The organism is Bradyrhizobium australafricanum, assembly GCF_020329495.1.
Taxonomy (GTDB): domain Bacteria; phylum Pseudomonadota; class Alphaproteobacteria; order Rhizobiales; family Xanthobacteraceae; genus Bradyrhizobium; species Bradyrhizobium australafricanum.
On record NZ_JAGKJL010000055.1, the window covers coordinates 16,797 to 39,709 of the forward strand.

General features: G+C 57.7%; 9 protein-coding genes and 3 pseudogenes. 5 read left to right on the top strand and 7 right to left on the bottom strand.

The features are described from left to right. Positions 1-11: 11 nt before the first annotated feature. Positions 12-377: a DUF3088 domain-containing protein gene (locus J6525_RS35075; RefSeq protein ID WP_225648072.1), complete on the top strand. Its 366-nt coding sequence runs from the start codon at positions 12-14 to the stop codon at positions 375-377. Positions 378-391: 14 nt separating this feature from the next. Here the strand turns inward: J6525_RS35075 and J6525_RS35080 are convergent, their stop codons facing one another. From J6525_RS35080 to J6525_RS35090, 3 genes are all read right to left on the bottom strand, one after another. Next, complete coding sequence (locus J6525_RS35080; protein ID WP_225648073.1) at positions 392-1,363, bottom strand: LysR substrate-binding domain-containing protein; 972 nt, start codon at positions 1,361-1,363, stop codon at positions 392-394. A gap of 445 nt (positions 1,364-1,808) precedes the next feature. Beyond that, positions 1,809-3,974, bottom strand: a complete 2,166-nt coding sequence (locus tag J6525_RS35085) for a prolyl oligopeptidase family serine peptidase (protein ID WP_225648074.1) — start codon at positions 3,972-3,974, stop codon at positions 1,809-1,811. A gap of 594 nt (positions 3,975-4,568) precedes the next feature. Continuing rightward, positions 4,569-6,437 carry an alpha,alpha-trehalose-phosphate synthase (UDP-forming) gene (locus J6525_RS35090; RefSeq protein ID WP_225648075.1) on the bottom strand — a complete coding sequence of 623 codons (1,869 nt, stop codon included), beginning with the start codon at positions 6,435-6,437 and terminating at the stop codon, positions 4,569-4,571. A gap of 1,914 nt (positions 6,438-8,351) precedes the next feature. On the opposite strand from J6525_RS35090, the gene J6525_RS35095 reads away from it, so the two are divergent. Together J6525_RS35095 and J6525_RS35100 are read left to right on the top strand one after the other, a co-directional pair. After that, positions 8,352-8,828 (top strand): Lrp/AsnC family transcriptional regulator, encoded by a 477-nt coding sequence (locus J6525_RS35095; RefSeq protein WP_225648076.1) that lies wholly within the window; start codon positions 8,352-8,354, stop codon positions 8,826-8,828. A 642-nt stretch (positions 8,829-9,470) separates the two neighbouring features. Beyond that, a complete protein-coding gene (locus J6525_RS35100) occupies positions 9,471-10,310 on the top strand; it encodes a Crp/Fnr family transcriptional regulator (protein WP_225648077.1) in 840 nt (279 codons plus the stop codon). Between the two features lie 795 nt (positions 10,311-11,105). Here J6525_RS35100 and J6525_RS35105 read toward each other — a convergent pair. Next, positions 11,106-11,308 (bottom strand): annotated as a pseudogene (locus J6525_RS35105) (cold-shock protein). Between the two features lie 1,825 nt (positions 11,309-13,133). On the opposite strand from J6525_RS35105, the pseudogene J6525_RS35110 reads away from it, so the two are divergent. Together J6525_RS35110 and tnpC are read left to right on the top strand one after the other, a co-directional pair. Further along, positions 13,134-13,790: pseudogene (locus J6525_RS35110) on the top strand (transposase domain-containing protein); the annotation flags it as partial. 5 nt (positions 13,791-13,795) lie between these two features. Then, positions 13,796-14,980 (top strand): annotated as a pseudogene (tnpC, locus tag J6525_RS47055) (IS66 family transposase); the annotation flags it as partial. A gap of 190 nt (positions 14,981-15,170) precedes the next feature. On the opposite strand, the gene J6525_RS35120 reads toward tnpC, so the two are convergent. From J6525_RS35120 to J6525_RS35135, 3 genes are all read right to left on the bottom strand, one after another. Next, positions 15,171-16,031, bottom strand: coding sequence for a TauD/TfdA dioxygenase family protein (locus J6525_RS35120; protein WP_225648078.1), 861 nt, complete (start codon positions 16,029-16,031; stop codon positions 15,171-15,173). A gap of 3,126 nt (positions 16,032-19,157) precedes the next feature. Continuing rightward, a complete protein-coding gene (locus tag J6525_RS35130; protein ID WP_225648079.1) occupies positions 19,158-21,362 on the bottom strand; it encodes a di-heme-cytochrome C peroxidase in 2,205 nt (734 codons plus the stop codon). 127 nt (positions 21,363-21,489) lie between these two features. Next, entirely contained in the window at positions 21,490-22,860 is a 1,371-nt protein-coding gene (locus J6525_RS35135; RefSeq protein ID WP_225648080.1) for a hypothetical protein, read from the bottom strand. Positions 22,861-22,913 lie beyond the last annotated feature (53 nt).

The following is a 22,913-nucleotide window of genomic DNA, read 5'->3' on the forward strand; positions in this document are numbered from 1 at the left end:
GGGTCTACATCATGCCATGGGATCAGCTGTTCCTTCTAGAGCGCCCGTTTTCAGATCCGACCCTGCCAGGACAGCAATTCTATTGCTGGCACTGCTTGCTGCTGGACGGGTTGCTGTCCGCATTTCCAGGCTGCGCTGCGAGGCTCGACGTTCGTCGGATTTCCTGGGCGAGGCCACGAGCCGCGCTCATCGAGAGGCTTGGGCAGGATCATCAGTCCGCGCCAGTTCTCATTTTAGAGCAGCGAAGCTCTTTACCAGAGAATGCGAAGGTCGCGAACGGCCGCGCCTATGTCGACGAACCATTTGCAATCCTTCATCTTCTGGCCGCGCGCCACGGATTTCCGGCGCCCTACCCTGGAACCGTCCGCACCTTGTAGGCCCATGATGGCCGTCAACGACTTGATGCCAGTACGGGCCTATCCGGACGCTTCGAGTGAGCGGCTTGCTCGATCTGCCGAGTTGGGACTTCGAAGGGCGATGGCTGATCGTCCCGGCTCATTATTTCTGACAGCGCCCAGCGCTCAAACTGTTTGACAGCCGCGTTATTTCGCGCGTGCCCATTGACGAACATGTAGATTGAGCGATTAACCGGCACGAAGCCAAATGGAGCGACAAGCTCTCCTTTCTCAAGGTTGCTTCTGACCAGGATTTGCGAGGATATCGCAGCTCCGAGCCCACTTTTTGCCGCCTCCATAGCCAAGGAAAATGAATCGAACACGACCTTGCGAGATCCCTGCAAGCATATTGCAGCTGCGCTGGCCCATTCGCTCCAGGCGTCCAGCCTGTCGGCCTCGTGCAACAGAGAGATAGAGCGAATATCTTTCGGGTTCTTGATCCCCTCGAGCGTGGCAGGCGCGCAGACTGGGCCAATCATCTCATTTGAAGCGTGCACCTCGCGGATAGGAAGCGGCCACTTCAGCCGGCCGCCGAGAAACAATACGTCCAACGTGCCAACAGCGAGCGCGTCAAGATCAACTTCGGTTTCAAAGAGAAGGTCAACGTCCTGATAGAGTTGGAGGAACCGACCGATACGGGGCAACAAGCCGTGCGACAGAAACGTGGTTGAGCCCCCGATCACCACGGAACGTCCTGGATGGCGCCTTCGTAGCTCGTAGCATCCTTTCTCGAGCATGGTGAACGCGCTCGCACAGCTGCGCTTGAGCTGTTCGCCGTCGGATGTCAGCCGCACGCCCGAACTATGGCGAACGAATAGTCTTCTGCCGAACCAATCCTCAAGAAGGCGCATCTGGTAGCTTACCGCGCCGGTCGTCATGTTTAGCCGCTCGGCCGCCTTTGAGAAGCTTGGAAACTCGCTGACCGCCTCAAACAGATGGAGGCTTTTCAGGATGGGTAACTTTCGCATCTTTCTTTCCTGCCTCTAGCTTGGATAGCTGTCGTGCAGCCGTGCAGCGTGCTCCGATTTCCTCCAGCACGACAACCGCCATCACTGACTGCTTGGGGCGGCGGACGACTGAGACCTCTTTCGAGATTGGCCTGTGTCGGAGAACTCAACGACCCCCTCCCCTGCGCGGTCGGATCCGCGTCCCGATGCACAGCTCGCTTCGATATCCATTCGGATACAGCGTTCATTGCGGCACGATGTGTCCAGAAGCCGGAACGGAGCTCGAAGTATCGCAATTCATGAGCCAGTCTGCCTCAGCAATACTTCGTCACTCGCCGGGCGAGGCGCCTGGCTAGCCTTATTGTACGACGAGCTGAAAGTTGAGGCAGATCGAAGACCTATGGCCGCGTGGGAACTGCTTCGGTTGCCCCTCAAATCCGTAGCGTCTTGCCCGCCGATCGGCCATTCAGTGTATTGCGTCCCATTCCAGCTTGATGAATTCAGTCGGTTTTTCAGAACAAAGCCGCCTCGATGCATAGGTGTATTCAAGGGCCAGTCGACGCGCCACTTCGATGAAATTGGCCGCTGCGCTGTGTCCCCCATCGATGTTCTCGTAGTAGAAGTAGGGCTGGCCCAGCGCGGCGAGCTTTGCTGCAGCCTTGCGGCCGTGCGCGGGATGCACGCGATCGTCCTTGGTGGAGGTGAGAATCAAAGGAGCGGGATAGGTCTTGCCCGGTACCAGGTTCTGATAGGGTGAGTAGGCCTCGATCCACGCGCGCTGCTCGGGAAAAGCGGGATCGCCGTACTCGCCGATCCAGGAGGCGCCTGCGCCCAATTTGGTATATCGAAGCATGTCAAACAGCGGCACCTGGATGATCGCCGCGTTGAAGAGCTCGGGGCGTTGGGTGATTGCGGCGCCAACGAGCAGCCCGCCCTGGCTGCCGCCTATTACTCCTAGCCTCCGCGGACTTGTGATCTTGCGGCGAATCAGGTCCTCGGCAATGGCGATGAAATCATCCCACGTCGTCTGCTTCGTTGCGCCTTGGGCCGCTTGATGCCATTGCGGGCCAAACTCGCCGCCCCCTCGCAGATTTGCAACGACATAGGCATTACCTTGTTCGAGCCAGAGCCGTCCGACGGGTCCGAGATAGGAGGGCAGAAGCGAAGCCTGGAACCCGCCATAGCCATAAAGAAGGGTCGGAGTGGCGCCGTCAAACCTTGCGTTCTTCGGTCGCACCAAGGAATAGGGAATTGACGTGCCATCACGCGAAGTCGCTTCGAACTGCTCTACGACATGCTTGGACGCATCAAACGCAGGAGGGGTCGTCTTCAATTCCTCGAGTTTTTTAATTTCGGCATCAAAATACCAGACTGACGTTGGCCTGAGATAGCTTGAGACGGCGAACATGGCCTGGTCCGCCTCGTCGGAAGCGGCTGTCACGCTGACATTGGTATGTTCCGGCAGCTGGATCGGCGTCGCCGACCAGGCTCCCTGATCGTACTTGTAAACGAACGCTTTGCTTTGAACGTTATCCAGGATCGTCAGGATCAACAGGTTCTTTGTGAAGCTTAGCCCGCTCAGGGCCTGGCGCGGCCCAGGCTGGAAGACAAGCGAGGCTTTGGCGCGCAGCGGATCCTGTTTCCATTCGCTCAGGTCACAGGAAATCAGCGAGCCGGCACTGAAGCTGACATCACCGGATGGCGTCCACGCCTCTTTAAGTTTCACAAGCAGGCGATTGCTCACGAGGCCTGCGATCTCCGCTTTCTTCGGCAGATTGAGCTTGACGGGCCCATCGGGGCGGAGGAGCACGTACTCATGCTCGAAAAACCCGATCGCGCGGATGGCTCCGGTCGCATGGACATGGCCTTCGCTGTCACGAAGTACCAAGGGCCCCGCCCGAACATCGGTGGGCGCGCCCCGAAAGATCTCACGCGCCTCGCTGAGCGGCTGTCCGCGTTTGAGCTCCTTCACCACAAAGGGATAGCCGGCCTGCGTCAAAGAGCCCTCGCCCCAGTCCCGTGCAACAAGCAGGGTGTCACGATCGATCCAGCTGACGTTCTGCTTGCCCTCTGAAAGATAAAAGCCGTCCGCAACGAAGGCCTTGGCCTCGCGGTCGAACTCGCGTATGGTCGCGGCATCCTTGCCGCCATCGGAAAGACTAATCAGGCAGAGCCGCTCTTCAGGCGGAAGGCAGTTGCCACCTTGAAAGACCCAATTCTTGTTCTCGGCGACAGCCAAGGCGTCCACGTCGAGGATAGTTTCCCACTGTGGATCTTGGCTACGATAGCTCTCCAGCGTGGTGCGCCGCCAGATGCCGCGCACCTGCTTCTCGTCTTTCCAAAAATTCTCCAACCCGCGCCGTCCGAGCGAGACGTATGGAATTCGATTCTTGGCTTGCAAGATGGTGAGCGCCTGCTCGTAGAAACGTTGATAGCGGGGATCTGATTGGAGCACGCCGAGTGTCTTCTCGTTCTCGGCATGGGCCCAAGCCAATGCGTCTGACCCTTCGATCTCCTCAAGCCAAAGGAATGGATCATCAGGCGCCGCCATCGCCGTTCGCTCTTGTGAAAGCGCGGCGGAGGTGAAGCAGGCAATCGAAAGCAGCGCTGCGGAGAGGACTGATGTGTTCATGGACTTTGCTCCGGCCGAGGTCGAGGGCCACGCTGGCCCGGCGCGTCAAGCAGGAACTGTGGAAAGTACGTAACGCGTGACATGGCTCGGCTGACGCTACCGCTTCGTGGAGCATCCATTGCAAGCTGCGTGCCGGCTCAAGAGCCGCAAGTTTCAGCCGTTCAGGGCTGCACGACCATGTCCGCTTGCCGACATTGGTTAAAAGCAGACGACGCATTGTCGACAGGGTCGGTCCTGAGCGGTCAGGCGGATCTTCACCAGCCAGGAACGGAACACCGGGACCGTTCCCCCCGCCCGCAATCGTAACGCTTACCTCCAAATATGAGGTTCGTTCTTCCGACTGGTTGGCGGGCAGATTTGTCGACGGGGTTCATTGCGACAAAGAACAGCGCGTTGATCAGCAGCCAGATCGCGATCAAGCTAAGGGCGGTGTGCACGGGCAATCTCCAATTGCTGACTGCGGATCGTCTGCCGAGACGTTCCGCTTCATCTTGCGGACGGCCCCGGCCCGCAAGAAACGTCTCAGCCGCCAAGTCAATATTGTGCCTCTATCCTGCTAAAAGCAGTCATCCGCCGTGCTGTTCCGCTGCCCGCTCAAGCCTCCCCGGCACCAGGCTCTTGTTGGCGACGACCACTAACCGGAGCTGTGTCCGCCGGTAAATCCCAGAGTCTGTCATGGGTATGTATCAGCGGGGCCTCTAACGCCTCATAGGCCTTTTTCTCGTCTTCAAAGGCGGCCTCTTTCAAGGCGGCATCCGCGGGATCGATCTCGTTATAGGTGGCCAGCGCCTCTGCATGCCTTCGGAACAGCGGCATTTGAGCCTCGTTGGTCCAGCCGAGACCGAGGCGGTGGAACTGATCAGCCGGAACGGTGACCCGGCTTTTGTCGAGCGCTCGAACGTTGTCCGCAGACCAGTCGTGAATAGTAAAAGATTCGATTTTATCCATCATCGACCGCCAGCGCGCGACACGCTCCTCAAGCGGCATGTTGGCGGCCTTCGAAATAGCGGTTGCGATCTCTTCAGGGTGGTTCGGATCCACCAACAGCGCCTCGTTCTCATTAAAATCTTCGGCCGCACCGGTAAACTTGGATAGAACCAGCACGCCGGGATCCTGCGGATCTTGTGCAGCAACATATTCTTTTGCGACCAGGTTCATGCCGTCGCGCAACGGTGTCACCACACCGATCTTGGCAGCCCGATAAAGACGCGCCAGTGCAGCCTGGCTGAACGAGTCGTTCGTGTAGTGGATTGGCCTCCACTCGTCCGTGCCATGCTCGTTATTGACGTGATTGATCGCGCTCTCCACGACGTCTTTATATTTTTGGTATTCTTCGACGTCGGCGCGTGAGGATGGCGCGATCTGCAACAGTGAGATGCTATGCGGCTCGGTCCTTAGAAGCTGATTGAAACCTTCGACCCGTTTGTCGATTCCCTTGGTGTAGTCGAGTCGGTCTACGCCGATCGCGAACTTGGCGCCCTCGAAGCCTTGCAAGAGTGACGAGACTTTTTCTTGCTCCGCCGGAGAGAGATCTGCCGCAAGATACTCTGCGAACTGCTTGGGATCGATGCCGATCGGGAACTTTTGCAGTCTCGTCTGGCCGCGCTCCGTGGTCACGACGCCATCCTTGCTCTCCAGTCCGAAATGGGTCCGCAGGCCGGCCACGAAATTGTTCAGGTCCCGGTTTGTCTGAAAGCCGAGCAGATCGTACTTCAGCATCGACTTCATCAGTTCGTGATGATTGGGTACGCGCTCGATCATGTCTGGCGCCGGCCACGGCGTATGGAGGAAAAAGCCGGTTGGCCGCTCGATACCAAGGTCATGCAAGGCGGCCCCAAGCGGAAGCAAATGATAATCATGCACCCAGAATGCATCCCGGTCTCGGACGTCGAAGGCCGCACGCGCAATAAAATCGTTGATGTTTCGATAGCTGTCATAATCTTCGTCCGAGCCCGACATCTGGCCCGGAAGGGAGTGCAATGCCGGCCACAGCGTCGAATTGGAAAAACCGCGATAGTAGCCAGGATAATCCTCGGCCGGTAGCTCGAGTCTGGCCACCTCGCCTGCACCGGTCCTCACCAGTGGCAGGGGGTGCTCGTTCCCGTCGCCGCGGTTTTCAGAGGACCCGATCCAGACCGCGCCGGAGCGTTGGACGACCGGCTCGAGCGCCGCGGCAAGCCCGCCGGTCTGAGGTTTATTGGGGTCGAACGGTGCAATGCGGTTCGAAATGATGACAAGCTTAAGATCGGGTTGCTGGCGTGCGGCATCAAGGCGATCCTCCACTTCGTCCGAGACACTAGGATCGGAAGGACGTGCACCTCCTTGTTGCCGCGGCTCCTGCGGGATCTCGTCCAGGCGCTGACCAAAGGCTGCTTGGTTTATCGTTTCATCTTGCTGAGTGGCCCCTGATGTACTTCCGGAATCTAACGTTGCCGTATCGAGCATGCCTTGGATTCGAACCATCTCAGAACTCCGTTTGGCGATGTTTACGTTTGATACAGTCGTAGATCAGCTCCGAGATATCTGCGCTTCGCCAGGATGGCAGGCTTAGCTTTCGGGAAGCTGACCAGTCAGCCATCCAGGACTTCGACGCGATCGTGACGGAAGAGGCACCGTCATTTCGGATTTGAACCAAGACGAGCTCGGCTTCATCGCCTTAATGAGTGCACGCAGAGCATTGCCATCATCGGTGTCGAGGACGCATTGAACGCGTTGAGGACTCGGGCGCTCTAGTCACGTCGTCTGCTGATCGGGTCACCCTCATGAGGCGGCGCATGCGCAGCAAGCGGATGGTGGGTTCAATCGGCCCCCGGTTAGCGCAGAGTTTGGTCGCCGGCATCGAATGGCCCGCCTGGGCCGTCCGACGGTACGGTATAGCCGGCCATCACGGGGCTCCTAGTGCGTCTTCTGGCGCATCACCAAGCATCTGAATACGAGGCATAAAGTCCGACCGCCGACAAATACCTCTATCAACTGCCGCGGCGCACAACGTTGACTCTGCCAGATTGCGGCCCGCGCCGAGCGAAAGCACCATGACTTCCACCATGCCCCCCTTCGTGCTGAGGAGACCTCCGGCGTCATCAACTTAACGCCTCTGCCGCGAGGTACTAACATTGCGGGCGCCTCCCAGCGAGGCTCAAAGAGTTGAATTGCGGTCGAATCTTGACCGATCTGCATGGGCATGCGCCCGTAATGACTTGGTACGAAACGAACCAATCTGCGCGGAGGCACATGGGCTTGTGCGTTACGTACCAATCTGTGCGTCCACAGCAACATCACTGGACAGAAGTCGAACCGCCGGGGACATCGCTTCGCCTCTTCAGCAAAATAGGCTACGAGCAGGGTACATCCTTCGTCGCGCAAGGCGAGCCGCGCACGGCGGCACTCGGCGATCCGGGTTGCTCCGTGGCGGCAGCAGTTGGTGTGGTTCATTTTGCTTGCTTCGGCTCCGAAGCCGGCCACCGCAAAGTTCACCGTCGATGGACACAGACACAGCAAGTACGATCATTCAGGGAACGTTGAGCGGCACGGCACACAATCGAGCAGTCCAGACGATCTGAGCACGAGCTGGCCTTCATCAGGGCGATTCAGCTGCGCAAGTGAGGCCGGAGAACTGGCATAGCGCCAGAGGGCCTCACCTTTAGCTCCTGCGATTGAGCTGCATCAGGCATCGCCATCCAATAAACAAACGTCGACGCGCAAGATGCGCGTCATCTTGCAAACCGAATCCAGCTTTGCGGCAACGCGCGCGGGGAACGCATGCTATGTTTTGGAGTTGAGACCAGCTTCGGGGACAGGGGCGACAGGGCACGCGCAGTTCCCGCCGGCGACCAAGGGCAAAAAAGCTGCGAGTCGCAAGCGGCAGAGAACGAAATGCACTGCAAGCATCGTATCGATCGTCCCATGACACCCCCGAAGGAACAACGGCTGACCAGCGCCGATCTTCACCTCATGAGCTTGCGTCAAGAACTAGCAGGACGGCCGCTAAGGAAAGCTCGACCGTTCGGCTCTCAGTGGCAACCCAGGCGCTTCTGCGCGCACTCGTCAGCAACCGAATAGCCGGCTGAGCTCAATCAAGATGCTCGCTCCTGAATCTACCACGCGGCGCGCTCGGTTGCAGTTCTGCTTCGCTTTGGTTCGGATCTTTGCCGAGAACGAACGCCAAACCGCGCGGAAAGCCAGCTCTCGTCCGCTCTCCGTCGCGCCGCAAGTTCCGGCCGCCACCGTCCCTGATCGCGGTTTGGATGTGGCCATGCGACAATACCGATCAAAGTTGGGACTTTGCCACGGTAGATTTTCTCGTATTTTTCACCTTCGAGGATTTCCTGCGCTGATCCGTCATCTCGCGGCGAAATTCATCTCAGGCTGGAGGTGGTCATGCAATATGATCGGATAGATGCCCGCATTCTCGAGATCGTTCAAAAGAATAACCGTCTGACTTCTGATGTCATCGGCGAGATGGCGGGGCTTTCTGCTACCGCGTGTCAACGACGGTTGAAGAGACTCCGTTCGGAGGGCATCATCCAGGCGGATGTGTCGGTTATATCGCCGAAGGCCGTTGGACGACCTATTCAAGTGCTCGCACTGGTGACGTTGGAGCGAGAAAGCGCCGACATCATCGATCGGTTCAAGAAGGCTATCAAATCGTCAGTCGACGTCGTCAACGGCTTTTACGTCACGGGCGACGCCGACTTCGTGCTGTACATCACCGCGCGGACCATGGAGGAATACGAGGAGTTCACGCGGCGCTTCTTCTACGAAAATCGCGACATCAAGGGCTTCAAGACGATGGTGATATTGGACCGCGTAAAGGTCGGATTTGCTGTTCCCGTTGAGATTCCTTCAGGCGAATGATCGCAGAGATGCGAGCGAGCGTCTTGCCCCGAAATCGCGGTGTTACCACAGCTCCAACTTCCCGTGGCTTCCTGAAGGCCTCAAGCAGGGCCCCATTGAGAACGACGGATTGTTTTGAGCGATGCGTCGTTCTGCGTGAGCCACCAAAAAACGTACAGTACGGGGCGGCCGCAGACCTGCCGTGCCGCACGGGCTGTCTCTGTCGCCGGACAGCAACGTGCTCTATTCGGCGCCCTCCGCTCGAGCCAGATTGGTTCTGCGCGTTCTTGTCGAGGCGACTTTCGCCAAGATGCCAGCTTGCGCCATTCCAGTTAGCCTGCGCAAAGCTGTATAGAAGGGCGAGGTCCGCGTTTGGTGGACGCCGGTCTACTCGCCTGTCTCGATCCGCTTATACGCGGATGCAATCGTCGGAGCTGTAACGCCAAGGTGCAAAAAGGAAGATTGTGGCGCCTTCCTGCCGAGGCGCGCACGCCTCCCTTTGGCTAGTTGAAATTCGTCGAAGACAGGCCCCTCAACGCGGGATTTGGGCGTCGATGCGTTCTTGGTTGCATCAATCAAGATGAGGATGTTGCTACAGTCGTAATCACGTTCTCGTTACGGTCAGCGCGCAGGCTAGCAAAGCCTCCTGCCAGGAGAGGAACCATGACCGACCGCGTGCCCGCCGTCCTCGAAGTGCTTGGCTGCTCACAAGATAGAGGTCTCAAGCCGCTGCCCGGCGGCACACGACCGGAGCTTCAGCCTTCTCTTCCGGTGCGCCCTTCGAAGCGCCCGTTTGTGAAGAACGTAATCTTAGCGCGTCTTTCACTCCCACAGCTTGCGGCAATAGGAGAACGCCTTGAGCCGGTTGTCTTGAAAGAGCGCATGGTTCTGCAGGAGCCAAGAAGGCCGGTCGAACACGTTTATTTTGTAGAAAGCGGTCTCGTCTCGCTGAGAGTTGTTGCTGCGGGCAGCATGCTTGAAACGGCAGTCATAGGCTATCGCGGCGCGGTTGGCACTTCGTTTTTGTGGGGAGGACATCTTTCAACCCACCAATCTGTAGTCATCTTCCCCGGAAGTGCACACAGAATTCGGGTCGAGGATTTGCGTCGCGTGATGAAGGCGCATCCCGAGATCAGAGACCATTTGTTTGAGTACGTCCAAGCACTGACATTCCAGTGCGTCCAGACAGGATTATGTGGAGTTCGGCATCATCGTGAACAGCGGCTCGCCAGCTGGCTGTGCCTTGCGAGTGAAGCTGTTGACGCCCGCGTGCTGCCAGTCACCCACGATTACCTTGCCTCGGTGCTGGGACTGCGCCGCGCTGGGGTAACAGAAACATTGATCCGATTCGAGGAGCAAGGGCTAATTCGAAAGATGCGCGGGGTGCTGCAGATCGATGAACATAAACCGCTCGAAGAAAAGGCATGCTGCTGCTACAAGCTCGTCTCGGCCGCCTATGCCTCTTCATCAGTCCGTACTCTCAACGAAGATCAGCCGAGCTAGCAGCTCGCGAAGGCGCTTTGCGTCACCTGACTTGAGACCGTAGAGTGATACCCCAGCCCTTCAATTTACCAAATCAAATTCTTTGGACGCAACAAGGCTCTCGCACGCCCAACGCGGCCTCATCCGTCTGATTGCGGAGCGACCATGGCGGCAAAGAGCGACTTGGATATCGCGCAGAAGATGCGTGATTTCACTCTGGAGCGTCCGTATGGATGTCAGCACGGCGTTGGATTCGAAGCCGACAAAGAGAGCGTCGATTCGGGTATCCCGCTTTTTCGTACAACGCCAGCGACTTCGATCGCCAGAGCGGCACGGAAGGGATATAGCGAAGCAGGTCGCTGGCCGGCTCAACGTCTACCTTCGAAAAAAATTCCACGTTCGCTCCCTTGTCCGCCGAGCAGTACGGGCAGACTTGGAAACCGGAGTCATCGCGACAAAGAACAACACGTTAATTAGCAGCCAGATCGCGAGAACGATAAGGACTGTGAGCATGAGAACCTCCGAATTTTCATGCAAAACTTTGCCGAATTCACGCGCTGCTCGCAAAGTCCGACAAATTGCGCGTCAGCCATTCGGTTCCTTGCCTGATTGCGACACGCCCTGACAGGATTGCGCTTGCAGTCCCTTGCTAAACCAAAGCGACGTCAGTGCACACGCGCTAAGGAGCGCGTTGGCGAAGCAGCATGAACCTTCTGTCCGAGGCCTGCGTAAACGGTGCTAGGCGGCCTGAACGATACGGATCTGGTAAGTTTGAGACAGGCTCCTCGCTTGCACGTTCGTTAGCAACTGCTGGGACTAGCTGACCTGGCTGTTTTCGGCAGACGTTCTGCCCGAGCGACCAGCCTTCGGCTCGTAACTGACCGAGCGCCCTCTTTCAATCCGCTGTAGTCCTTTTCAACTGCGCTGATATGCACGAGGACATCAGATCCTCCATCTTGCGGTCTGACGAAGCCATATCCCTTCGTCAGGTTGAACCACTTCACGATGCCCATTGCCACGGCACGGCCTCCACTTTGAACGGCGGACTGCGATCTAACGAAGAGTCTCGCAGGCATCAAGCTATGTGGCAAGAGTGGCAATCGTGTTTGAGTCGAGCCTAAAGAGCAGCGCCGCCATCAACCGCTCACTCAATCGCGACCTCTTGAAGTATCGGCCGAGTTGCCGTTCGGCTGTCTCCGTTCCTTCCATGATAAACCGAAAATTGCACAAAGCGGCCCACAACTGCAGATTCTCTGCGAGCATCGCCCTTATGAGCAGCATTGCGGCACCGGAATCATTTATCGTGACGTAACAACTTATTTGAGCACCATTTGCTCTGCGGTAGCGACACTTTCCGAACCTATTGGATTCGAAGTCCGAAAGCGGCGGAGCATATTGCCTTTAACGTGCGTTTACTCGCGCCCGTTTGACTCGCCGCCGCCAACGCGACGAAGTGAGAGAACTGCTCGCGTTTACGGGTAAATCCCAGCCGCGGGGCCGCATCGAGGATAGATACTGGTGCCATTCTGACGATGCTAAAGGGATATTTCACGCCAGGCGCCGATCCTATTCAGTTACCCTCCGGCGTTGCGGCTCAAGCGTGCGTCTCGACGCCCCGAAGCACACGAACTCCGCTCCGTAGCAACCCTAGAAGGGAGAGGTTTACCTGACCGACGAAAGCGCCGAGCTCGGGATCCTATCTAGCGGCCGCCGTTTAACTTGAGAACGATGCCATTTCGCTTGATGGGATGGAAGCCCGCTGCAAGGATCGTGGAGCGTGAGACTTACTTTTTCGAATGTGACCAATGGCGATTACCCATCCGGAGCTTGTGGCTATGATTCCTCTCAAAGAGGACTTCGCTCGGAAGGCTAAGTACTGGAACATGCCTTTCCGTTGCTGCTTGCACGCCTCCTCGAAGAAACGAAAGGCAGAGTTTTGCTTGCGGACAAATCATCAGGGGATTTGCAGGCCGACCTGGATCGCCGCGCGAACACGCAAGCTGAGCTCAGTCGGGACGACAGGCACCGTTTTCTGTCACGTCTCAACTCGGGCCCAAAATCAGCATATTCAAGCGTCGCACCACAAATGTGGAGTCCGACTAGCAGGCTCCGCATCAGCAGCTCTTCATGGTTCGACGGCATCTTGAGTTCATTCACGATCGTTGCGCGAGGACAAGGCCACTGGCTCCGAGGCGGGCCGGCGCAACGTCGCTCTCTGGGGGCCTCCTGACAATTCAATTCCCCGCTCACAATAGATGCACCGGCCGCCCGATCTTCCTCGGCTTTGGCCGAGATCGGTTTTGCTGCCTCGTTCCTTAGCGGGAGCGCGTTACAGGCAGCACCGTTACGGAGGCCTCCGCGTCTACTGCTCCAGCTCGAGCCATTACTTTCGGCCAGGACAAAAAACGGCGGGGAATATGTGCAGCTCTAACCTCTACCTAAGAATGTGCGGTAGGAACCGATCTCAAAATGGACTATGTGTATGTTTTTTTAGGGGACGATTATATCGATGGGAGGCTTGTCATTCGAGATCCTTATTGATGACGCTCTTGCTGGAATCACTTCCGTGTCTCAGCTCACCACGCTAGTAAACAAGCGGGTTCTTAGCTTAATCAACGAAACTCGAGAGAGGTCGTTTTGTCTGGCTGGCCGATGGCGTGGTGTCAATATCGCAGGCGCAAATCAGCTATCTGTCGTCCGGCATCGACTGATGCAATCCCAGGAGTCCCGGCGCCTACGAGCGTGGGTTGACACTTTGTTATTTGAGTTTGGCAACGATATGATTCCATCTGGCTATGGACTGCAGCGCCCGACCTGCCGCGCGAACTTGCCGCCGCCCGTGCAATGATCCTGGCCGAGCGCGCGGCCAGGCTCGCGGCGGAAACGAGGCTTGCTGAAGCGGCCCACGCCCAAACGAAGCAATCGAGCACGAAGCGCTGATTGCCCATTTCAAGCTCGAGATCGAGAAGCTACGACGGACAATATATTGCACGCGCTCAGAGTGCTCGGCGCGGCTGCTCGATCAGTTAGAACTTGAGCTTGAAGAGCTCGAGGCGGGCGCGTCTGAAGATGAACTGGCTGCCGAGAAACCCCCAGACGGCACGTTCGTTTGAGCGCAAGCGGCCTCTGCGCCAGCCCTTTCCCGATGACGTCGAGCGAGATACGCGCGGACCTGCCGGCCCGAGGCAATGTCCCTGCTGCGATGGGCCCGGCTGTAGAAGGTCGGCGAAAAACGTGACCTCGACGCTGGATCCCACGCCGATTCAAGGTGATCGATACGGTGCGGGAGAAGTTTAGTTGCCGGGACTGCGAGGCGATCACGCAGCCGCCAGTGCAGTTCCACGTCACGCCACGGGGCCATATGGGACCGCAGCTTCTGGCGACGATTCTGTACGACAAATCTGGTCAGGCATCAGCCGCTGAGCTGATGAGCCAGACTTCAAATGCGAGCGAATCGACCTGTTGGTCTTGACGCTGGCGGACCAGATAGGCCCCGGAGCCTTGCGGTGATCGAGACGGTCCGGGAGAAGTTCTCCTGCCGCGACTGCGAGAAGATTAGCCAGGCGCCGGCGCCGTTCCATGCCATCGCTCGGGGATGGGCTGGCCCGAGCCTCCTGGCCATGATCATGTTTGAGAGTTCGACCAGCATCAGCCGCTAAACCGCCAGGCCGAGCGCTATGCCGTGGAGGGGTTGCCGATCGCGCTGTCGACCGTGGCCGATGCCATGGGGACGGTATGTGCATCGCTGGATCCCTTGCTGCGCCTGGTGGAAGCCCATGTCATGCCAGCCGAGCGCCTTCATGCTTACGATAGGACGGTGCCGGCCCTGGCCAAGGGCAAGACCGACACGGGCCGGTGCTGGATCTACGTTCGGGACGACCGACCGTTTGGGGGCGCGGGCCCACCAGCAGCGATGTACTACTACTCACGCGACCGCAAGGGCGGAGCATCCGCAGGGGCATCTGGCTCGGCATGCCGGCATCCTGCAGACGACGCCTATGACGGGTAAGGCCAGCTCTATCTGGCCGGACGCGAGCCCGGACCGATCCGTGAGGCGCCTGCTGGTCGCATGGAAGGCACCCGTTTTTTGCCATGGCCGACATCGAAGAGAATGCGCGGCGCAAGGGCACCGGAAAGAAGGAAATCCCGCTCTCTCGGATCGCGATCGAGGTGGTGCGGCGGATCGATGCGCTGTTCGAGATCGAACGCTCCATCAATGGCAGGAGCCCCGAAGGGCGTCTGGTGCGACAGACGCTGAGCCGGCCTCTGGTCGAGGATCTTCAGGTCTACATACGCGAACAGCTCGCTAAACTGTCTCGTGGTCACGATCTGGCCATGGCGAGCGAAGATGAGCTTGCCGCGCAGGCGCAGCGGCGAAGACGCAGAGCGTCCGCCCCTTCACGCGCAAGCGGCCGGTGCGCAAACCATGGCCGGATGACATCGAACGCGAGCGCGTCGTCGTTCAGGCTCCGACGACCTGTGCCTGGTGCGGTGGATCGCGGCTGGCGAAGATCGGTGAGGATGTGACAAAGACCATGGAGGAGATCCCGCGCCGCTTCAAGCTGATCGAGACGGTACGCGAGAAGTTCACCGAGAAGATCAGCCAGCCACCCGCGCCGTTCCATGCCACGCCACGCGGCTTCATCGGCCACAATTGCTGGCGACGAGCGGCGCTTGAGCAGAATCCGTAGCGTAAGATCATCCTCATGTGGCCGCGAGACTAAGGAGAAGGGGATAGCTCAGCTACAGATTGCCCGCCCCGACAGAATTTCAACGGCAAACGGACGTCGCTCGCTCGACTTCCACGAACCAACACGTGCCAAGAGGCTTCTCAACTACCTCGTTTTGCTACGCCGCAATAATCCGGAGCAGCTGCCCGAATTAGGCCGCTTCAGCTGCTCGTGATCTCAGCTTCGTGAGGACGGGTACGTCTGCGTCACTCGCGACCTGACGACCTCCGACTTTCATGGAGTAGCGCTCTGTCGCGCGATTGTCCCAGATTGCGACGTCGCCGGATTTCCAGGTCCAGCAGACTACGTTTGCCGGTGCAGTGAGATAGGATTGCAGCCGCTCGAACAGCTTTTGGCTGGGATACCGCTGTAGGCCGACAAAGTTCTGCACGGATTGACCGAGCAAGAGAAGACGCTCGCCGGTTTCGGGGTGAATGCGAACGACCGGATGCGTCGTTTGGTAGATTGTTCCGGTGGATACATCGTCCAAGCACTTCTTGTCGGCTTCCGTGGCGCCCTCCGTCACTGCGCAATCGAACGCGGCGCAGCGCACTGCCCAGAGCGCATCTGCAAGCATCCGTAGGGACTCGGGGAGGTCCAGATAAGCGGCCGCAGTGCTCGACCAAGCCATGTGCTCCTCATAAAGCGGGATCGCCGCACCGCGAAGCATCGAAATTTTTGGACGCGCGGCACTAAAGCAGCCGTCAATGCTCATTGTATCTATACGGCTGGCGCGATCTGCGAGCATTTTCCGGGTCCTCAAGTCTCCGCTTATGTCGACCATTGTGGGATTTGATACCAGCGAGCTGAGCCGGATAGCAAACCGCTGCTGCTGGGCGTCATCAAGGTGTCCCTGATCACGGAAGAAGATGACTTTATGCTCGAGCAGCAGCTGCTTAATGGCTGCGACGACCTCGTCCGACAAATCATCCGATAGCCTGATGTTCTCTACTTCGGCGCCGAGCCGAAGCGCGCGCTTGACGACGCGCGGAACGATGTTGCCAACGGTCATTGCGTTACTCATGACGGTACCTCTGCCTATTGATGTCTAAACAAAGCTCCGCGGCGGCGATACTGGCGGCGAATCCAACCAAGCCATCTTGGCCAGAAGCGCGCCAATCTCCGGCCCGCTGCCTTCGCGACACGATGCCATTCCAGACGTCCGGGTGCTGTCATTATCTTATGATCTGACTCTGTCAGTATAGTGACACATTTCACTATCGGTTACGATCCGACAAAGCGCACTCGCGAGCAATGCCACCCGATCGCTTTGCAGCATGATCAACAGTCCAAGCCTGACATCGCAGATCATAGAGTCAATTCATGTTCAGTCTATGAAACGAAACCAGCTTTGTTTTCGATCTTGAGTAACGTTCTTGTCGTCTCCGAACTCATGTTGGAAAATTCTCAAATAACGATTGTGTCGTTATCTCACGCGCCCCACGTGGCCTTATCCACACGACGAAGAACCGAACTGGATTGCCGCCCGCGCTCACGAACGCATCGGATTTCTAATACCACCTTAGCGCACATCATACATATACATCTACCATGACGCGTGCGCAATCATTTCTTCGCGACTTCGAGTTGTTCAATGCGAGCATCTTTGGTTGCGAATCGGACTGCTCATCTGATTTTGACCGAGCAGGAGAGCCGCTTTTGACCGAGCAGGAGAGCCGCGCAAAATTCAAACGCTGCAATTTGCATTGCAGCTTAACAACGGACTCAATCCCTCTATTTGCGAAGTCTGCGCTCGTCACGGAATGCAAGCGACTGCGCAGTGTCCTACATTTGCAAGCCGCGAATTCTGGTGGTCTATTTTCGTCACCCACACTGCTATTGGCTGCATGACGCTGAAGGCAACGTCGGATCTGAGGTCATAAGCCGGGACCCGATATTCCTAATGATCGCCCCGTCTTCCTCACTCCAACAACTATAGGGCGCATATGATCACACACGCACCAAAAAAATGCACGATTTCAGAGAAGACGATGAAAGTATGCACCAGCAAATCACAACAACGCGGCCGAGCCATCGTGCAAAATGCGCACCATGCAACAGAGCCCTTCAAAAGCCTGAGGTTCGCCACAAGCCGCAGTGAAATCCTTTAAAGCTTACATGCATGCGCCGACAAACCTGCCTGTAAGTCGCTTGCTCTTCTTGCTCCGCGTTCCACTCATCGCGCAGATGCCAAGCCGCTAAAAGGTGCGCGATGAATCACTAATCTTAGACGGTAGAATGAGAACGCTCAGCCAAGCAGACTAGCAAGACCCAAAGCACCAATTCGCGCGGCGTTCAATTTGGGCGCTCTCATAAATTTGAACAACGCTGCTTATGGGCAGATGATTAGCTCCTTACGGAGCTCGATGGAGTGGACGATGTCGCAGAAGACTGGTCGGAAGGTTTGATCAGAATAATCTGCCCCGGTCGGCCAAGTATGGTTCACCGGTAACCATGCGGCCGAGGGAAACCGCCCGCCCGGTGCATACGCGCGAGCCGAATGCTGATCGCTCGTTGGTTGCGCGCCTCGCAGAGTTGCTGACCGCATGTAGCGACGTACGCCGCGACCGCTCTTGACGCACGAGCTCGTCAAAGCTGCAGCATGCCGAGGCTATACACGATAAAAGGGCGAGAGCGAAGCCACACCTCGATCGGCGCCGCCGCTCAGGCTGTGCGAGGCGACCGGTCGAGGCCGTTTCGTCCTTCGCCCTGCTCCGGATCCGATAGCTGATAGGTCAGCTGCAGCGCATTAATCAAGTCAGCCCTTCCGCACTCAATTACCGCGAGCCTTGTTGGCTCGTTCCGGAAATCCGGCACTCTCCAGCACTCCAAGCGATCTGATTCGAAGTCACCGCAGCGCTGCCCGGAGTGCTTCGATGTCTGCGCTCCTGCCGGAGTGGCAGTTCGCGAATTAATCCATCGACGCGACATCATCAGGCCCAACCTTTTCGCCTTTGCGGCACCCCCGGCCCTTCCGCGCCATCTTATTCATCCGGAATAGTCTACCCTAGCTGCGCCGGTGGCCTTCTGGATGCCCCACGTTGCTTGCGGTAGGCTTGGTCAGTCGCGGATGCCACTGCGCTCCCACTTCGCGAGACCCGCTGGCCAGTCCATAAAGTGGATCCGTTACGGCGATCCTTGTCATCTCTCGCGCCTAGCCGTTCCGGCTTCCAGAATGTCGCACCAATGCTCCCAGCTCCGCGTGAGCTTGGTATCGACTCTGGATCGGCGTGCTTAATCCTGTTTGGTTGAGCTATTGCGTTCGCCGGCACCGCTGTTTTCGGTTGAATACCGACGACGACGTTGCTGAAGCCACATCGACGGAGCGGTGGTCAAAGCGTTCTGTCCGACTTGCCGAAGGACTTCAGCGGATGTCTCGCCTCGAGCGGCGGCTTCTAGAATTTTGGAAGCGACATGCGTTCGGGAGCCGGTCTCGTGAGGGGGCAACCCCTTGCAAACCTCATCTAGAACTCGACGGAGACGAGCAGTCGTTTCGGAGTCGAGCATAGAAGGTCTCCTCCAATGAAGCGGCGCAATGACTACACTGCGAACGCGAGTTTCACGACATAAATATCATCAATAGCCGGTGTTACAGGGTCGAATTTGCTTCCTGACCTGCTTTACTTAAGGTTGTGCGATCATACAATAAACGATGTCGGGTGTCATCAACTCTGATGTCTTTGGCGAGATTTGCCGATACATTCGGACAACTCGTTCGACCGTTTGATTGGTCTTCTCGGTGCCAAGCAGAACCTTGAGACTGAAGAAATGCGCTCAGATATCCGCTTGCGGCCCCTCTTCAATGATCGGCGAGTTGTTCGACGTCGGGAGCCCGACGTAGGTCCGTCGATCACGCAGATGGCCCGCGTGCGATCTGGTTCACAGACCGAGTAGATGTCTGCGCAATCAGCACGCCCAGCTCGCGCTCGGGAGCACCTGTCGAGTTATCATCACCAAAGGACATCGGACCGGCGCCATCACCCGGATCCGCGTAATGAAGTCCAGCAACTCCCACCCCAGGCGCAAAATCACGTGTTCGCAGCACGGGGCGAGTGTACGTTGACGGTATCCCTCCCAAAGATCGGCTTGGTCGACACTCTGATGGCGAGCGCTCAGCTTCGAGGTGCTAACAGCTCCGTCACAGCGTCTTCAGATACTCAAGAAGGGCCCGTCGTTCGGCATCAGTCAATTCTGGACCAATGACCCCCGGCGGCAGCTTCGTTATGTCGGTTTCTTTGCCCTCGAACGAATGGCCGCGATTGCTGTTGCCAAGCAGCGATACGTTGAAGTCCGTCAGGCCGGCCGCGCAGGCGTCGCTCGCTCGCAATTTCGTAACAAGTCCGACGTTGACGGGATCGAACTTGCGGCTGCCAACGCAGAAAGAACTCGGCCGCCGGCCCTGCGGCAATAATATGTCCTTGAGGGTCGGCACGGACCCGTTGTGCAGATACGGAGCTGTTGCCCAGACACCATCCAACGGGCGCGCCCGGTACTGAGGTTCAAGAGCGAGGACATCTTCGTCCTTGCCGTTACGGCTCGCCCGCGCTCCAACATAGACTCGCGGGTTCTGACAGTTTTTCCTCGGCCCCCACATCTGCTGCTTGGCTTGTTCGGAGGAATCGTTCGCAATGTTCCATTGATCAATCGTCTTGCCCACCACGTCCATCAGCGCGAGCACAAACAAGGGATCTGCAGCCCCGTCGGCTGGAAGACCGCAGCCCCAAACTTTGTTCAGATCCTCGATCGGATTGAGACCGAGCGAGTCGGGTAAGTGAACTCGCCGCGTTGTCAGGACATTGGATTGTTGACGATCGGTGCCGATCACATTTACCGGCAGCTGAACCACGTTGAAATAATGGCGTCCGCCGATCTCCGCCCAATTCTTCTCGCCCTTGGCCGATCGATCCGGGTTCTCCGGCTTCCAGAATGAATCTTCCGGCCACTTGGCGTCAAACGCGGGGTCATTGACCGGTCCTCGGTGGCATTCAAAGCAGTGCGAGCGATAAAGATCGCGACCTTTCTCAACGAGTTTTTCGTCTATGGCCCAGGCCGGGTCGCCTTGGAACCTGTCCTGCGCGTCCTTCCAACGTGGCGCGACAAGCCCGCTGAATTTCCTGCCGCTTGCCTCCGTCGACGAAAAGGGATCGGTACCGCGCAAAAGCTCCTCGAAACGTGCAATGTCCGATAGATGGATGGATGATTTGAAAAGCGGCCGTCCGGTCGCCGGCGCCTTCATGTTGATTTTCGCACTGACGCCGAGCGCCTCGCCGGAATTGCGAACAAGCTCGTTGAGAACAGAGGCGTCATACTGCGCCCAAAGGAAGTACGGCGTGTCCCAGATTGGCGGAAAGCTCACAGGCGCGTCATTCCGCGCGAAGTTGCCCTTCAGAAGCGGATCTGGGAGTTCTCCGGTCACAGGATCAAGAAAATTGGTATAGAAGACCTGGTTGCCAATCCGGTTCAAGGCATCAAGCCGACCGAATCCCTCGTCGAGATTCGTCAAGCCCTGCCCCGTCAGAAGATTATCGCTTACGATCTTCTGCTTCTCGATCTTTCGAAGTGCGAGCTCCAGATCACTTCGAAGTCTTTTGCGATCGATGCTTCGACCTTCAATGTTTTCCAGGCGGTCGGCGAAACGTTCGAAACGCCATGGCAATTTTAGCGTATAGCCGATCGACAGCCCAATGAGCCGTTCAACTTCACCGAGATTGACCATTGCCGGCCCACCATCGTAGCGGATGCTAACATTCTTGTACTCGAGGTGACCGGTATGACAGGCGGCGCAGGTTAGTCCGATCTGATCTTCGAACAATGCTCCCGTCGTCGGGTCGATGCCTCCCTTCAGGATTGCGAAGCCTACAGGCAAGCCATTTGGATTATCTGGCGTGCTTGGTGTCCAAGTGGAGCTCACGTCCTTCGACGCGTCCTCGTGGTAGCCGTATGCAGGTGCGTTAGCGGCAAAGTCCTTCGAGCTCGGACTTGGAATGAAACCGAGGCGTCTCAGATACTCGTTGTCCGTCAAGCTCGTGTAATGAATGGACCACTCAGGACGTTCGAGAGCCAGGAACCATCGATAGGGGACAGGAATGGTCGCCGTCCCTTGAGACGTGTGGTGGAACCAGTAACGCTGCCGCGCACTCCAGTTCTGGGGCAGCCAGTATGCGCTATCGATCTTCGATGGCGCCGGCAGCGTCGCCGGCAGCAGTTGGGCAACCAGATTTGCGCCATTCTTGATCTTGAGCGCTGTATCGCGAAGCTTCTGCGGCGCGAAATACGCCGTGATGCCCACTGACGCCGCCGTGACAAACACGATTATCAACGCGATTGCAAACAAGAGACCCACGATATGAGGCCACCGCCTTAAGCGGCCACCGACCCAAGAGCTGAACGAACGTGCCCCCATAGCAACCCTCCTCGATCTCAAATGGCGCCCTCTGCTGCGCGATCGCGCTGGCCGACGATGGCGCGTACTACTTGTTCAGCAACTGACTATTGATGAAACTGACCACGTCAGCGGTTTCAGCCGCCGCGCGTCGCGTGATGGTCGCGGCCGCGGGGCCACCATGCAGGAACGAGGGGAACCAGCCGAAATTGCGAACATTCCAGTCTTCCTTCGGTAGAACGGCTCGGTTCACGCCCGGCACCACGAAGCCTTGCATCTTCCTTTTGAGTGGCTGCGCCGTTTCGGTGTGACAGCTCACGCAGTCCGTGTTGAAGAAATGGCTCTTCTTCGGATCCGCAATGACATTGACGATCTCGAGGACGCGGCTATTGGGGACGTTGGCATCGATAAAATCGGCTGTTGAAACGCCCTTACGATCCCCGGACGGCAGAGGAGGATTCTGCAGCGCAGCGTGGCGACAAGTCACTGGATTTTCATTATTCGTGACAGGCCGCGGGACGACGTGCGTCTCGCCGACAATGCTGAACATCTGTGCGGCATGGGCACCATCGAGCGTCGGGCCAGGCACCGGTATTAGGCCGGCCTTGGGGACCCTCAGCATCGAGACGAACACCCAGGGTTCGGGCGGTGAAATCCCCATCACAGCCATGGTATTGAGACGCTGCGGCGAGAGATGCTTTTCCAGCAAAGCTTTAACCGCATCACGAAATGGCTTTGCGGAGGCACCGACCAGCCCCGGGTGCACGTTCATGTCACCGGCGGTCGAGACTTTGACATTGCCGAACTTTCCCGCCGCGAGTTGATCACGCAAGGACGCAACGTCCCGCACGATTGCCTTGAAGGCTTCGTCATCAGGTTTGAAGCGCGGGAACGGCGCACAACCATCAAGAGGTGGATCGGGTACCAAGTTGAAACTGAAGATAAGGTGACCGGCAGTGTCATGGACCTTGAATCCTTGAGGTCCATTGGTCACCGGCTGAATGATCAGGCGGATCTGCGGCTGCCGGCCGAACTGGGCGATGACATCAGCAGATAATCCCGGTGCTCCCGGGTCGATCCGGATGCCTGCAACGAACCAGGCATCGATCTTCTTCACGGCGTCAGGCAGCTGAATGCGGCGCGCGCCCGAGTCCGGCACGCCTTCGCGTTCTGGATGTTCGGCGTTAGCGATGAAGCGTGCGAAATCCTCGTCGGACAACAGCCGCTGCGGAGCTCCAGTAGGACCGGCGAGATCGGACACCGCAATCAGCCCAGCCAGGTCTGCTGGTGCCTTGGGTGGGGGAAACAGGATAGACACGTCGTTGGCCGAAAGCGGCTTTAATGGCGTCTGAGCTGAGGCCGTTCCTGATCCAGAAGCAACAGCGAATATCAGTCCCGCTGCGGACAGATTTGTAAACAGCCGACCAAGCTTCGACCGGCGGATTTGACTGTTTGCCATGTCGGCAATTCCCATGTCAGATTGGAGAAACGAAAACCTATGTAGAAAAGCCG